This is a genomic window from Cellulosimicrobium sp. NPDC055967 (genome assembly GCF_042269845.1).
Classification (GTDB): domain Bacteria; phylum Actinomycetota; class Actinomycetes; order Actinomycetales; family Cellulomonadaceae; genus Cellulosimicrobium.
Map to the genome: position 1 here is coordinate 554,960 of NZ_JBHJYJ010000001.1, position 14,443 is coordinate 569,402.

Sequence of the window (14,443 nt, forward strand, 5' to 3'; positions counted from 1 at the left end):
GACCAGCACGGACCGCCACAGCCGCGCCCCGCGGCGCCCGACGCCCCCGACCCCCCCCCGCCCCCACGGGGGGTCCCTCGCCGCCCCCGGGCTGCGGCACGCCCCACGACGGCATGCTCGGCGGGCAGCAGGCACATGGTCGACACAGTGCTTCCGAGAAAGGCGTGGACCGGTCGCGTCATGCCTTCGTAGCGTCGGGAGGTGCCCGACGCGATCTTCGACGACGCCCGCCTCGCCGCCCTCTACGACCCGCTCGACCCGGACCGCTCCGACCTCGACGCCTACGCGGCGATCGTCGACGAGCTCGGCGCGCGGCGCGTGCTCGACGTCGGGTGCGGCACCGGGACGTTCGCGTGCCTCCTGGCGCGGCGCGGGATCGAGGTGGTCGGCGTGGACCCCGCGGGAGCGTCGCTCGACGTCGCGCGCTCCAAGCCGGGCGCCGACCGCGTGCGCTGGGTGCACGGCGACGCCACGACCCTCCCGCCGCTCCAGGTGCACCTCGCGACCATGACGGCCAACGTCGCCCAGGTGTTCCTCACCGACGACGCGTGGACCGCGACGCTGCGCGGCGTCCGTGACGCGCTGGTCCCGGGCGGGTGGCTCGTCTTCGAGACGCGCGACCCCGCGCGCCGAGCATGGGAGGGCTGGGTCCGCGAGGCGACGACCGTGCGCGTGGACGTGCCCGACGTCGGGCCGGTCGAGTCCTGGACCGACCTCACCGACGTGTCCCTCCCCCTCGTGTCGTTCCACGACACGACCGTGCTGCCCGACGGCACCGAGCTGCACTCCGACTCGACGCTGCGCTTCCGCGAGCGCGACGAGGTCGAGGCGTCGCTCGTGGCGTGCGGGTTCGAGGTCGTCGACGTCCGCGACGCGCCCGACCGCCCGGGCCGCGAGTGGGTGTTCGTCGCGCGGCGCGCGGAGCCCGACGTCGAGTGACGCAGGTCCGAGCGAGCGACGCACTCCGAGGTGCGCCTCCCGGTCGGGCGTGCGTCGGTCGGCACGTTCGCCCAGGACGGCACCGTGGTGCCTGGCATCGTCTGTGGACGGCGGTTCGACGGTGTGGGACACACCTCGTAGATTCCTCGTAGCGCTCGGCCGACCAGCGGGGCGCGACGACCGGTCCGACACCACCGACAGGGGTCCTCTTGCTGCACGTGCACCGCTCCGAGCGTGCCGAGGCGCTCGTGGCGCCGCTCGCCGCCGTGCTCGCCGAGGCGCCGGAGGACCCGTTCACGCCGGACGTCGTGGCCGTCCCGACGCGCGGCGTGGAGCGGTGGCTCGCGCAGCGGCTCTCGCACCACCTGGGCGCGGGCGAGACGGCGGGCATCTGCGCGAACGTGGACTTCCGCGGGCCGCGCCGGCTCGTGGAGCAGGTCGTCGCGGACCTCACGGACCTCGACCCCGACGACGACCCGTGGCGCCCCGAGCGGCTCGCCTGGTCGGTGCTCGAGGTGCTCGACGCGCACCTCGCCGAGCCCTGGGCGGCGCCGCTCGCGCGCTACGTCGGCGACCCGGGCGACGAGGTGCGCCGGGGGCGACGTCTGACGCTCGCGCGGCGGCTCGCGGACCTGCTCGTCGACTACGCGCGGCAGCGGCCCGAGGTCGTGCTCGCGTGGTCGGCCACGTCGCCGGAGACCGGCGACACCCCGGACGACCTCGCCTGGCAGCCCGAGCTGTGGCGCCGCCTCGTCGACCGCGTCCCGGCCACGGACCCCGCACGTCGCGTCGAGGACGCGGTCGCGGCGTTGCGCGCGGACCCGGCGGCCGTCGACCTGCCGCCGCGGCTGTCCGTGTTCGGCCCGACGCGGCTCCCGGAGGACGAGCTGCGCGTGCTGCACGCGCTCGCCGAGCACCGCGACGTCCACCTCTGGCTCGTGCACCCGTCGCCCGCGCTGTGGGAGAAGGTCGCGGCGTTCGACGGCGGTCCCGCCGCGACCCTCGACGCCGCCCCGGACGACCGCCCGGAAGGCGTGCGCACCCGACGCCGCGCGGACCTGCCGACGCTCGCGCGGCATCCGTTCCTCGCGTCGACCGGCCGCGACGCGGTCGAGCTCCAGCTCCGGCTCGCGGGGAGCACGTCGGTCGAGTCGCACCACGCGGCCGCTCCGGCTCCGCCGACGCTGCTCGGCACGCTGCAGTCCGCGCTGCGGACCGACGAGCCCGACGGCGCCCACGTGCTGGACCCGGCGGACCGGTCCGTGCAGGTGCTCGCGTGCCACGGCCGCGCCCGCCAGGTCGAGGTCCTGCGCGAGACGCTGGTCGGCCTGTTCTCCGCAGACCCCACGCTCCAGGCGCGCGACGTCATCGTGCTGTGCCCCGACGTCGAGACGTTCGCCCCCCTCGTCACGGCGACGTTCGGCGCGGTCCCCGAGCTCGGCGACGACGCGCACCCGGGCCAGCGCCTGCGCGTGAGCCTTGCCGACCGCGGCGCCGGGACGACGAACCCCGTGCTCGCGCTGCTCGCCACCCTGCTGCGCCTCGCGGACGGCCGCGTCACGGCGTCGGAGGTGCTCGACCTCGCGGCGAGCGCGCCGGTCCGCCGCCGGTTCCGGTTCTCCGACGACGACGTGGACCGCCTGCGCCAGTGGGCCGTCGAGGCGGGCGTGCACTGGGGCGAGGACGGCGCGCGCCGAGCGCGATTCGACATCAACGAGAGCGTCCGCCAGGGCACGTGGGACGCGGCGCTCGACCGCCTCCTGCTCGGCGCGGCGATGGCGGACGAGGACGCACGGTTCGTCGGGCCGGCGCTGCCGCTGGACGACGTCGGCTCGACCGACGTGGACCTCGCGGGCCGCCTCGCGGAGCTCGTCGCGCGGCTGACGGAGACGCTGCGCGCGCTCGACGGGGTGCACCCGCTCGCGCACTGGCTCGACGCGCTCGACCGCGCGCTCACGCTGCTCGCCGAGGCGCCGCCCACGGAGGGGTGGCAGATCGGCTCCGCGCGCCGCGTGCTGGGCGACGTGCGCGCGGCGGGCGCCGCGCACGGCGGGGTCGCGCTGCGGCTCGCGGACGTGCGCGCGCTGCTCGACGACCGTCTCGCGGGGCGTCCGACGCGTGCCGGGTTCCGCACGGGCGCGCTCACCGTGTGCTCGCTCGAGCCGATGCGCTCGGTGCCGCACCGGGTCGTGTGCCTCCTGGGCCTCGACGACGGCGTCTTCCCCCGCACCGCCGCTCCCGCGGGCGACGACCTGCTCGCACGGCACCCGGAGATCGGCGAGCGCGACGCGCGCAGCGAGGACCGGCAGATCTTCCTCGACGCCGTCGCGGCGGCGGGCGACCACCTCGTCGTCGTGCACACGGGCGCCGACGAGCGCACCGGCGCCGCCCGCCCGCCGGCGGTCCCCGTCGCGGAGCTGCTCGACGCGCTCGACCGCGTGGCGCGGACTTCCGACGGGCGCCCGGTGCGCGAGCACGTCGTCGTGCAGCACCCGCTGCAGACCGTGGACGAGCGCAACTTCATCCCGGGCGCTCTGGGCGTGCCGGGTCCGTTCAGCCACGACGGCGCGGCGTTCGACGGCGCCCGCCAGGCGCGCGAGACGCGTCAGCCGGTCGGAGCGCTGGTGGGCGCGCCGCTCTCGCTCCCGGCCGTGGCCGAGAGCGGCCCGCAGGCCGGCGAGGTCCCGGACGCCGGGGCGGACGCCCGCGCCGACGTCGAGCTCGACGACCTGGTCCGCCTGCTGGAGAACGCGCCGCGCTGGTTCGCGCAGCACACGCTCGACGTCGGGCTCGTGCTGGAGGAGGACGACGTCGAGGACCGCCTCCCGCTCGCGCTCACCGGCCTCGCGGGCTGGGGTGTGGGCGACCGCGTGCTCCGCGCCGCGCTCGCCGGCGTCGACCCGAACCGGGCGATGCAGGCCGAGTGGCGCCGGGGCCAGGTCCCGCCGCGCGAGCTGGGCCGCTCGGCGTTGCAGGAGGTGGTCCGCGCCGTCGGCCCGCTGCGCGTCGCCGCCGTGGAGGCCGCGCGCGAGGCCGACCTCGCCGCGGGCCGCCCGGTGAGCCAGGACGTGCTGAGCTCCGCGGAGACGGTCGACGTCCGCGCCGTGCTGCCCGACGGCCGCACCCTCGTCGGGAGCGTGCCGGGCGTGCACGGGGCGCGGGTCGTGCGCACCGAGTACTCGCGGCTCGGTCCCAAGCACCGGCTGCGCGCCTGGGTCCAGGCGCTCGCGCTCACGGCGAGCGACCCGGGCCGCCCGTGGGACGCCGTCGCGATCGGTCGCTCGTCCCGGGGCCCCGGCGTCGCGTGGTCCACCCTCACCCCGCCGGACCGCGAGACGGCGTCCCGGGTCCTCACGGACCTCGTGGCGCTGCGCGACGAGGCGGCGCGCGAGCCGTTGCCGCTGCTGCCCGACGTGTCGCTGCGCTACACGGAGGAGCGGCGCACGAGCGACGCGCGCGACGCCCTGATGCGCGCGGGCTGGGCGTGGAACAAGGGCTTCGAGCGCAAGGACCCGTACGTCGTCCTCGCGTGGGGCCAGGACCCAGCCCTCCCCGACGTCGCCGGGCTCGCCACCACGGCCGACCTGGGCCGCTTCCCCGACGACCCGACCCGCCTCGGCGCGCTCGCGCGCCGTGTGTGGGAGCCCCTGCTGGAGAACGAGCTGCGAGGTGCCCGGTGAACGGCGTGACGTCCCGGACCACGCCCGGCGGCGCCCCCACGCGTGGGGGCACGCCGGGGACGAGCAGCGCGCCCCGGCGCTTCGACCCGTTCGGCGAGCTGCCGAGCGGGACGGTCGTGCTCGAGGCCAGCGCCGGCACGGGCAAGACCCACACGATCGCGACCCTCACGACGCGCTACGTCGCCGAGGGCGTGGCCGCCCTGCCGGAGATCATGCTCGTGACCTTCGGCCGCGCCGCGACCTCGGAGCTGCGCGACCGCGTCCGCGAGCGCCTCGTCGCGACCGAGCGGGCGCTGCGCGGGGCCGCCCCCGCCGACGACCCGGACCCCCTCGTCGCGTTCCTCGCCGCGGTCGACGACGACGAGCTCGACCGCCGCCGCGAGCGCCTGCGCGTCGCGCTGTCCCAGCTCGACGCGGCGACGATCACCACGACGCACGGCTTCTGCCAGCAGATGCTCACCGCGCTGGGGACGGCGGCCGACGTCGACCTCACGACGAGCTTCCTGCCCGACGTCGCGGACCTCGTCGAGGAGGTCACGGACGACCTGTACGTGCGACGGTTCGCCGACGAGCCCGAGCCGATCCTCTCGCCGCGCGACGTGCGCGACGTCGCCCGGGCGGCCGTGAGCGACCACGGGGCGGTGGTCGCGCCGTCGGACGCGGCCGAGGGGTCGGTGGCGGCGGCGCGGTACGAGGCCGCGGTCGCCGCGCGCCGCGAGGTCGAGGCGCGCAAGCGCGCGATGCACCTGCTCGACTACGACGACCTGCTCGTGCTGCTGCGCCGCGCGCTGACCGACCCCGAGCACGGCGCGACGGCGGCCCGGCGGGTCCGGTCGCGGTTCCGCGTCGTCATGGTGGACGAGTTCCAGGACACCGACCCCGAGCAGTGGGAGATCCTGCGGACGGCGTTCCACGGGCACCCCGAGGAGTGCCGCACGCTCGTGCTGATCGGCGATCCCAAGCAGGCGATCTACGCGTTCCGCGGCGCGGACGTCGTGACGTACCTGCGCGCGGTCGAGGACGCCGCGGACACGGCGACGCTCAGCACGAGCTGGCGCAACGACGGTCCGCTCCTCGCGGGCCTGCACGCGCTGCTGGGCGAGACGGCGCTCGGCGACCCGCGCATCGTCGTGCGCCCGGTCGACGCGGCGCACCCCGAGCCGCGCTTCTCCGGCGGCGCGCCGGTGCGGCTGCGGCAGGTCACGCGGCGCGCCTACCGCCTCGGCGGGTCGTCCGCGCCGTCGGCACCGGACGCGCGCAGCCTGCTGGCCCGGGACGTCGCGGCCGACGTCGCGAGGCGGCTGGGGACCGCCGGCGGCGGCGGCGACCGCGTGCGCGACGACGGGCTCGGCGCGGCGGGCGACGACGGCGTGAGCACCGGCGGCGCGGGACGGTGGCGGCCGCTCGAGCCGCGCGACGTCGCGGTGCTCACCCGGACGAACGCACAGGCCGAGGCGGTGCGCTCCGCGCTCGTCGCGCTCGGCGTGCCCGCGGTCGTGTCGGGGCCGTCGAGCGTGTTCGGCTCGGCGGCGGCCCACGACTGGCTCACCCTGCTCGCCGCGCTGGAGCAGCCGGGTCTGCACCGCCGCGCGACGGCGCTCGCCCTCACCCCCTTCGTCGGCTGGGACGCGCAGCGGCTCGCGACCGCCGGCGACGCCGACCACGACGAGCTCGGGGACACCGTCCGGACCTGGGCACGCCTGCTCGCGGACCGCGGCGTGGCCGCGGTCGCGGAGGTCGCGGCCCGGGGAGGTGCGACCGCGCGGGTCATGGCGCGGGTCGACGGCGAGCGCTACCTCACCGACCTGCGCCACGTCACGCAGGCGCTCCACGAGGCCGCCGTCACCGACGGGCTCGGCACGGCCGCGCTCACGGCGTGGCTGCGTGCCCGGATCGCCGAGGTCGGCACCGTCTTCACCGACGAGCGCACCCGGCGCCTCGAGACGGACGCCGCCGCCGTCCAGGTCGTCACGGTGCACGCGGCGAAGGGCCTGGAGTTCGGGGTCGTGTACGTCCCGTTCGGCTGGGAGCGGTTCGAGTCGGACGACCAGGAGCTGTTCGCCTTCCACGACGACCACGGGCAGCGCGTCCTGCACCTGGGCGGGGTCGGCTCCCCCGGGTTCGTCGACGCCAAGGCACGCTGGCGCGACGAAGAGCTGGGCGAGGACCTGCGGCTGCTGTACGTCGCGCTCACGCGCGCCCGGCACCAGGTGGTCGTGCACTGGACGCCGACCAAGCGCAGCACCGGGTCCGGCCCGCTCACGCGGCTGCTGCTCGCGGACCGGATGCTCGGCGGCGAGCCCGGCCGCCACGCCCGGCCCGACGCGATGCGCGACGACGCCGTCCGGTCCGCGTTCGAGGCGCTCGCCGCGCGCTCGGGCGGGACGGTCGTCGTCGAGCAGATCGATGCCCGGCCGAAGGGCGAGCGCTGGTCGCCCGGCGCCCGCGCCGGGTCCGACCTCGCCCTCGCCGCCGCGACGCACCTGCCCGACCGCGAGTGGCGGCGCGCGTCGTACTCGGCCCTCACCGCGGCCGCGCACCACGGTCCGGTCGGCGGGATCGAGAGCGAGCCCGAGGACCCCGGTGTCCAGGACGAGCCGGAGGAGACGCCGGACGACGACGGGACCGGCACCGCGCCCGCCGTCGTGCCGGCCGGCCGCCCCGGCGCCGACGTCCCCTCGCCCTACGAGGGGCAGCCGGGGGGCACGGCGTTCGGCACGCTGGTGCACGAGATCCTCGAGTACGTCGACACCACGGCGGACGACCTCGACGCCGAGGTCCGCGCCCGGTGCGCGCAGGCTGCGACGGTCCGTGTGCCCGGGGTGGAGCCCGTGTCGCTCGCGGCGGCGCTGGGCCTGTCGCTGCGCACCCCGCTCGGACCGATCGCGGGCGGGCTCACGCTCGCCGACGTCGACCCGCGCGACCGGCTGCCCGAGCTCGAGTTCGAGCTCCCGCTCGCGGGCGGGGACGAGACCGAGGGCGTCACGCCCTCGACGCTGCGCGACCTCGCCGACGTCTTGCGCGCCCACCTGCCCGCCGACGACGCGTTCGCCCGCTACCCCGACCTGCTCGCCGCGCTGGCCGACGAGGCGGCGGACGGCTCCGGGGCGAGCGGAGCGGCGGGCGGCGGCGTCCCGCTGCGGGGGTACCTCACGGGCTCGATCGACGCGGTGCTGCGGGTGCCCGCCACGGGGCCGGACGGTCGTCCCGACCCTGCGGGCCGCCGGCGGTACCTCGTCGTCGACTACAAGACCAACCGCGTCGGCCCGCCCGGGGTGCCGCTCGCCGTCGGCGACTACCACCCGGACGCGACGCGCGACGCGATGCTCGCCTCGCACTACCCCCTGCAGCTCGTGCTGTACCTCGTCGCGCTGCACCGGTACCTGCGCTGGCGCGTGCGCGACTACGACCCCGACCGCGACCTCGCGGGCGGCGCGTACCTGTTCGTGCGCGGCATGGCCGGCCCCGACACCCCGACCGGTCCCGACGGCGCGCCGTACGGCGTCGTCGCCTGGACGCCCCCGCCGGGGCTCGTCGTCGCCCTGTCCGCCCTGCTCGACGGAGGTCGCGCATGACCACGACCCCTCTCGGCGCGACGGCGCCGGCCGCGCCCGTGACTCCCCCCGTGGACGAGGGCGACCCGCGCCTCGCCGTCGGGGTGCCCGCGTGGCTCGCCACGTTCAACGCCGCGCGCGTGGTCTCCGCGGCCGACCTGCGCGTCGCGCTGCGGCTCGGCCGCCTCACGGGCGAGCAGGACGACCAGGTGCTGCTCGCGGTCGCGCTCGCCGTGCGCGCGGTGCGCAGCGGGTCGGTCTGCGTGCGCCTCGACGACCTCGGGTCGCTCGAGCTGCCCGAGGACGAGGAGGCGGCGCGCACCGACGCCACGGACCTGCCCTGGCCGGACCGCACCGCGTGGGCGGCCGCGGTCGCGCGCAGCCCGCTCGTCGCGGTGGGCGTCGACGGGCCGGCCGACCGCCCCGCGCGCTGGGTGGGCGGCGCCCTGTACCTCGACCGCTACTGGCGCGACGAGCTCGCGGTGCGCCACGACGTGGACGGTCGGCTCGCCGCGGACGACCTGCCCGTGGACGGCGAACGCCTCGACGCCGCGCTCGCGCGCCTCTTCCCCGCGGCGGACGACACCCGGCAGCGCCTCGCCGCCGCGCACGCCGCGACGCGCCGGCTCACCGTCCTCACGGGCGGCCCGGGCACGGGCAAGACGACGACGGTCGCGCGCCTGCTCGCCGTCCTGCACGACGCCGCGCTCCCGACCTCGTCGTCCGCCGGCACCACGTCCGGCGCCGCGTCCTCCCCCGTACCTCCGGGCGCCGGAGGGACGACGCCCGCCGCGGGCACCGCTCTCGCGGCGGGCACGGTCCCCGGCACCGCGCTGCGCGTGGCGCTCGCCGCGCCCACGGGCAAGGCGGCCGCGCGCCTTCAGGAGGCGGTGCGCGAGGTCGTCGCCGGTTTCCCGGACCCGGTCGACCGCGAGCGGGTCGGCGCCCCCGTCGCCACGACGCTGCACCGCCTGCTCGGCTACCGGCCCGGCAGCAGCACCCGGTTCCGGCACGACGCGCACCACCACCTGCCGCACGACGTGGTGGTCGTGGACGAGACCTCGATGGTCGCCCTGCCGCTCATGGCGCGGCTGCTCGAGGCGCTGCGGCCGGACGCACGGCTCGTGCTCGTCGGCGACCCCGACCAGCTCGCGTCCGTCGAGGCCGGGGCCGTGCTCGGCGACCTCGTGCACCGCGAGCCGGTCGCGCCGCCCGCGACCGCGACCGTCGTGGTGGCGACGGCCGACGTCGCGCTCGCCGGCTCCCCGCCGCCCGCCGTCGGCGAGGTGGACGACCGCGCGGTCCTGGGCAACGGCGTCGTGCGGCTGCGCACCGTCCACCGCCAGGACCGCGACTCCGAGATCCTGCCGCTCGCGGCGGCGATCCGGGCCGGGGACGCGGAGGCGACGCTCGCGCTCCTGCGGGCCGGGCACGGGAGCGTCCAGTTCCTCGAGACCCCCGACGACACGCCCGACGACGCCGTGCTGGCCACCGTCCGCGCGGACGCCGTGGCCGCGGGCACGCTGCTGGTCGAGGCGGCCCGCTCGGGTGACGCGCCCGCAGCGCTCGACGCCCTCGCCCGGCACCGCGTCATGGTCGCCCACCGGCGCGGCCCCGCCGGTCGGGGCCGGTGGGCGGCGCAGGTCGAGGCGTGGGTCGAGGAGGCCACGGGCCACCACGCGACCGACTCTCCGTGGGTCGCCGGCCGGCCGCTGCTCGTCACGACGAACGACGCCGAGGTCGGCCTCTACAACGGCGACACGGGCGTGCTCGTCGCAGAACCCGGGGGCGCCGGCGTCGTCGCCGTGTTCGGCGACCCGCGCTCCCCGCTGCGGGTGCGCACCCACCGCCTCCCGCCGGTCGAGACCGTGCACGCGATGACGGTCCACCGCGCGCAGGGCAGCCAGTTCGACCGCGTCACCCTCGTGCTGCCGCCCGCGACGTCGCCCCTGCTCACACGCGAGCTCCTCTATACCGCGGTCACGCGGGCACAGTCGTTCGTGCGCGTCGTCGGTTCCGAGGACGCCGTGCGCACCGCGGTGACGAGCCCGGTCCACCGGGCGAGCGGGCTGCGCACCCCGCTGCCCGGCGGTCAGTCCTCCGCGCGCCCCGCCTGATCCTTCTCCCGCAGCTCCTTCAGCCGGCTCCAGGGCACGAGCACGATCCAGGCGACGGACGCGATCGCGGCGCCCATGATCATCGAGGGGACGTCCATGGCGACCATCCTGACAGGCGTGCCCCGACTCCCCAGGGGAATGAGGCTCGGGGGTCGCCGGTTGGCACCAGGGTGAGCACCCAGACCCCGCGCCTGTCCGTCCTCGACCTCGTGCCCGTCCGCTCGGGCCAGTCCAGCACCCAGGCGGTGCGGGCGTCGCTCGACCTGGTCCGCCTCGCGGACCGGCTCGGGTACGAGCGGTACTGGTTCGCCGAGCACCACAACATGCCCGCGGTCGCGGCGTCGACCCCGCCCGTGATGATCGCCGCGGCGGCGTCGGTCACCGAGCGCATCCGGGTCGGCTCGGGCGGGGTCATGCTCCCCAACCACGCGCCGCTCGTCGTCGCGGAGCAGTTCGCGGCGCTCGAGGCGATCGCCCCCGGCCGGGTCGACCTGGGCATCGGCCGCGCGCCGGGCTCCGACCCCGTCGTCACGCAGCTCCTGCGCATCACCGGCCCGACGGCCGACGTCGACCGGTTCCCCCAGCACGTGACGGACATCCTCGCGCTCATGAGCCCGCAGGGCGCGACGCTGCGCCTCACGAGCGGCCAGGTGTACGACGTGCACGCGACCCCGGCCGCCGACGGCGCACCGACCGTCTGGCTGCTCGGGTCGAGCGACTACTCCGCGCGCCTCGCGGCCGAGCTCGGGCTCCCGTACGTGTTCGCGAACCACTTCTCCGGTCAGGGCGTCGACGAGATCCTCGCGCTCTACCGCGAGGGCTACCGTCCGAGCGAGGCGTTCCCCGAGCCGCGCACGTTCCTCACGCTCAACGCGGTCGTCGCCGAGACCGACGACGAGGCCCGGGCCCGCGCGCTCCCGCAGGCGCGGATGATGTCGCGGCTGCGCACCGGTCAGCCGCTCACCGCGCTGGAGACCGTGGAGGAGGCCCTGGCGGCGCCCCTCGACGGTGCGGCCGGGCAGATGGTCGAGGACAGCCTGCGCCGCTGGGCCGTCGGGACGCCCGACGACGCCGCGGCCGAGGTCCGTCGGCTCGCCGAGCGCCATGGGGTCGACGAGGTGATGATCGTGCCGGTCGCGGCGTCGCGCGCCGACGAGGCGCTGGACTCCACCCCGGGCCGCACCCGCACGCTCGAGCTCCTCGCGGCCGCCCTCGCGGGCGCCCCGACGGCCTGACCCGCCGACCGCCCGTCGGGCCATCCACCCGCCTCGCTGCCGAACACGACCTGGCACGCGGTCGAACACGACATGAGGGTCATGATCCGCGGGATATCGACCCTCATGTCGTGGTCGGCGGGAGGCGGTAGCCTCGCGCGCATGACGACGACGTACGACGACGCGTCCTGGCACTCCGACGGCGAGGGGTACCCGCCGGAGGCCGGCCCCGCGGCGGGCGCGACGCACATCGGCATGTTCCTCGCGTGGGCGGTGCTCGGCGGGCGCGTCTCCGAGGGGCTCGCCGAGGAGGCCGCGGACGAGCTCGCCGCGCTGCGCGACCGGAGGACGACGCCCGGTGAGTTCGTGCTCGACGCGTGCGACGGCAGGCTCGTCGACGAGGACCTCGACGACGTCGCCGCGGCGTTCGCGAGCGCGTACTACGCCGGCGACGAGGAGGACGAGGACGGCGGCGGCCTCTACCTGGAGGACTACGTCGACGCGGTGAGCCCCGGCGACGGCGAGCCCGAGGACGTGTACCGCGTGCCGGACACGTGGGAGACGTACGACCTCATCGGTCCCCTGATCGACGCGCGCTTCTCGCAGTGGGACGACGAGGGGTGCCCGACGGTCCTGCGCCACCGCGCCTGAGACCCGAGATGACCGCGCCCACGCCCGTCACCCGGCTCGCCGCCGTGCTGCGCGCCGACAACCCGGGTCCGATGACGCTCGACGGCACACGCTCGTACGCGCTCCGGGCGCCCGGGTCGGCGACGTGCGTCGTCGTGGACCCGGGGCCCGACGACGCCGCGCACCTCGACGCGCTGGCGGCGGCCGGGCCGGTCGAGCTCGTGCTCGTCACGCACCGCCATGCCGACCACACGGCCGGGGCTCCCGGGCTGCGGGAGCGGACCGGGGCGCCGGTGCGCGCCGCGGACCCGGCGCACTGCCAGGGTGGCGCGCCCCTGCGCGACGGTGAGGTGGTCCAGGCCGCCGGGCTGCGCATCGTCGTGCACGCCACCCCGGGCCACACCGCCGACTCGGTCTGCCTCGTCCTGCCCGACGACGGCCCGGTCGCCATGGCCGGCGACCTCGCCACGGCCGGCGAGCTCGCCAGGGGCGGCGCACGCCCGGGCGACGAGACCCCCGCCGACCAGCCCCTCGGCGACGCGGCCCTCGGTGGCACCCGGTCGGGTGACGCCGCTGCGGGCGGCGCGGGATCGCCGTCGGGCACGACGGTCCTCACCGGGGACACCGTGCTCGGGACCGGCACGACGGTGATCGCGGCGCCCGACGGCTCGCTCGGTGCCTACCTCGCGAGCCTCGACGCGATCGAGACCGTCGCCTCCGCGGGGCCTGGCCGGACGACGGGGCTCCCCGGCCACGGGCCGGTGGTCGACGACCTCGCGGAGCGGGTGCGTGCGTACCGCGCGCACCGGCTCGAGCGCCTGGCCCAGGTGCGGGCGGCGCTCGCCGCGCTCGGGTTGGCCGCGGGCGCGGACGACGCCGTGGAGCGGGTGGTCGCGCGCGTCTACGCCGACGTCGACCCGTCCGTCCTCGGCGCGGCGCACCAGTCCGTCGCGGCGCAGCTCGCGTTCCTGGCGCGGGCCGACGAGCTCGCACGACGGTCCGCCCGAGGGAGGTCCCGCGCGCCCCGCGACCCCGGCTGAGCGGACGGCTGGTCGTGCGGCGAGTGTCGGTGGCGCCCGGCACGATGACGGGCATGACGACACCACGGCTCGGTATCGCGTTCGTGCCCACCCACGCTCCGGAGAGCCTGCGGCGGCTCGCCACCACTGCGGAGGAGGCCGGCCTCGACGACCTCTGGGTGTGGGAGGACTGCTTCAAGCAGTCGGGCCTGGTGTCGGCGGCCGCCGCGCTGGCCTGGACCGAGCACCTGCGCGTCGGCATCGGGCTCATGCCGGCCCCGCTGCGCAGCACGGCGATCACCGCGATGGAGGTCGCGACGCTCGCCCGGATGTTCCCGGGCCGGCTCGTCGCGGGCGTCGGTCACGGGGTCCAGGAGTGGATGGGGCAGGCGGGGGTCCGCGTCGCGTCCCCCCTGACGCTGCTGCGCGAGCACACCACAGCGCTACGGAGCCTGCTCGCGGGCGAGGAGGTCACGACGGCGGGGCGGTACGTCACGCTCGACGCCGTGCGGCTCGACTGGCCTCCCACGCAGCCCGTCCCGCTGTGGCTCGGGGGCGTGGGTCCCCGGTCGCTCGCGCTGGCGGGCGAGCTGGGCGACGGCCTGATCCTCGCGAACGCGCTCACCCCGGACGACGTGCGGGCGGCGGCCGCGGCGGCCCGCGCGGCCCGGGGCGGTGACCGGCTCGGAGCGGGGAGCGACCTCGATGTCCACGCGACGCTCATCGCGGCGACCGGCCCGGACGCGCAGGAGCGCGTGGACCGCGAGGTGCCGCTGTGGGGCAAGGAGGCCGGTCAGGGCATCGGCGCTGGCGGCGACGCCGCGACGATCGCCGCGGCCGTCCAGGCCCTGGCGGACGCGGGTGCGACGGCCGTCGCGGTCCAGCCGACCGCCGACGAGCCGGACGTCGAGGGGTTCGTCCGGTTCCTCGGGCGGGAGGTCGTGCCGCTGCTCAACGCCCGCTGACGCGCGACGCGTCGGTCGACCCGCCGGCGCGCTGACGCTCGCGGAGGCCGTGCATCAGGGCGACCACCGCGCACACCAGCGCGACCGCGCCGACGGCGAGCGCGAGCCGCACGGGGAAGGCGGCATAGAGGTCGGACACCTCACCGACCGGGAGCCCCCACTCGACGGCGGTCTCGCGCAGCTCGCCCGCGAGGACCCCGACCCGGCCCGGCACCCGCGACGCGACTGCGGCGACCCAGCCGAGGAGCTCGATGACGACGGAGGCCACGGAGTAGGCACCGGTCGCGAGGGGGATCACGGGGACACCCTAGCGGAGCCGGACACC

The 14,443-nt window shown here is 77.4% G+C and carries 10 protein-coding genes; 8 read left to right on the forward strand and 2 right to left on the reverse strand.

Going from position 1 to position 14,443, the window contains the following annotated elements:
• The first annotated feature begins 201 nt into the window (after positions 1 to 201).
• The 4 genes from ACFC2L_RS02360 (at position 202) to recD (ending at position 10,290) form a co-directional block, all read left to right on the forward strand.
• Positions 202 to 939: a class I SAM-dependent methyltransferase gene (locus ACFC2L_RS02360; RefSeq protein ID WP_375822618.1), complete on the forward strand. Its 738-nt coding sequence runs from the start codon at positions 202 to 204 to the stop codon at positions 937 to 939.
• Between the two features lie 218 nt (positions 940 to 1,157).
• Positions 1,158 to 4,619, forward strand: coding sequence for an exodeoxyribonuclease V subunit gamma (gene recC / locus ACFC2L_RS02365; RefSeq protein WP_375822768.1), 3,462 nt, complete (start codon positions 1,158 to 1,160; stop codon positions 4,617 to 4,619).
• A 5-nt stretch (positions 4,620 to 4,624) separates the two neighbouring features.
• Positions 4,625 to 8,194 (forward strand): UvrD-helicase domain-containing protein, encoded by a 3,570-nt coding sequence (locus ACFC2L_RS02370; RefSeq protein ID WP_375822619.1) that lies wholly within the window; start codon positions 4,625 to 4,627, stop codon positions 8,192 to 8,194.
• Positions 8,191 to 10,290, forward strand: coding sequence for an exodeoxyribonuclease V subunit alpha (gene recD / locus ACFC2L_RS02375; RefSeq protein WP_375822620.1), 2,100 nt, complete (start codon positions 8,191 to 8,193; stop codon positions 10,288 to 10,290). The genes ACFC2L_RS02370 and recD overlap by 4 nt, the downstream gene beginning before the upstream one ends.
• On the opposite strand, the gene ACFC2L_RS02380 is transcribed toward recD, so the two are convergent.
• Positions 10,266 to 10,388 carry a hypothetical protein gene (locus ACFC2L_RS02380; protein WP_255364885.1) on the reverse strand — a complete coding sequence of 41 codons (123 nt, stop codon included), beginning with the start codon at positions 10,386 to 10,388 and terminating at the stop codon, positions 10,266 to 10,268. The genes recD and ACFC2L_RS02380 overlap by 25 nt on opposite strands.
• A gap of 72 nt (positions 10,389 to 10,460) precedes the next feature.
• Here ACFC2L_RS02380 and ACFC2L_RS02385 point away from each other — a divergent pair, with 72 nt between their 5' ends.
• From ACFC2L_RS02385 to ACFC2L_RS02400, 4 genes are all read left to right on the forward strand, one after another.
• Entirely contained in the window at positions 10,461 to 11,525 is a 1,065-nt protein-coding gene (locus ACFC2L_RS02385; RefSeq protein ID WP_375822621.1) for an LLM class flavin-dependent oxidoreductase, read from the forward strand.
• A gap of 141 nt (positions 11,526 to 11,666) precedes the next feature.
• A complete protein-coding gene (locus ACFC2L_RS02390; RefSeq protein WP_375822622.1) occupies positions 11,667 to 12,155 on the forward strand; it encodes a hypothetical protein in 489 nt (162 codons plus the stop codon).
• 8 nt (positions 12,156 to 12,163) lie between these two features.
• Positions 12,164 to 13,174, forward strand: coding sequence for an MBL fold metallo-hydrolase (locus ACFC2L_RS02395; RefSeq protein WP_375822623.1), 1,011 nt, complete (start codon positions 12,164 to 12,166; stop codon positions 13,172 to 13,174).
• A gap of 53 nt (positions 13,175 to 13,227) precedes the next feature.
• Positions 13,228 to 14,118, forward strand: a complete 891-nt coding sequence (locus tag ACFC2L_RS02400; RefSeq protein ID WP_375822624.1) for an LLM class flavin-dependent oxidoreductase — start codon at positions 13,228 to 13,230, stop codon at positions 14,116 to 14,118.
• On the opposite strand, the gene ACFC2L_RS02405 is transcribed toward ACFC2L_RS02400, so the two are convergent.
• On the reverse strand, positions 14,105 to 14,416 hold the full coding sequence (locus ACFC2L_RS02405; RefSeq protein WP_375822625.1) for a hypothetical protein: 312 nt from the start codon (positions 14,414 to 14,416) through the stop codon (positions 14,105 to 14,107). The two genes, ACFC2L_RS02400 and ACFC2L_RS02405, sit on opposite strands and share 14 nt — an antisense overlap.
• Positions 14,417 to 14,443 lie beyond the last annotated feature (27 nt).

Coding starts and splice junctions, on each gene's coding strand:
- recD (WP_375822620.1), top strand. CDS start 8,191: ATGACCACGACCCCTCTCGGCGCGACGGCGCCGGCCGCGCCCGTGACT.
- ACFC2L_RS02380 (WP_255364885.1), bottom strand. CDS start 10,388: ATGGACGTCCCCTCGATGATCATGGGCGCCGCGATCGCGTCCGTCGCC.
- ACFC2L_RS02390 (WP_375822622.1), top strand. CDS start 11,667: ATGACGACGACGTACGACGACGCGTCCTGGCACTCCGACGGCGAGGGG.
- ACFC2L_RS02395 (WP_375822623.1), top strand. CDS start 12,164: ATGACCGCGCCCACGCCCGTCACCCGGCTCGCCGCCGTGCTGCGCGCC.
- ACFC2L_RS02400 (WP_375822624.1), top strand. CDS start 13,228: ATGACGACACCACGGCTCGGTATCGCGTTCGTGCCCACCCACGCTCCG.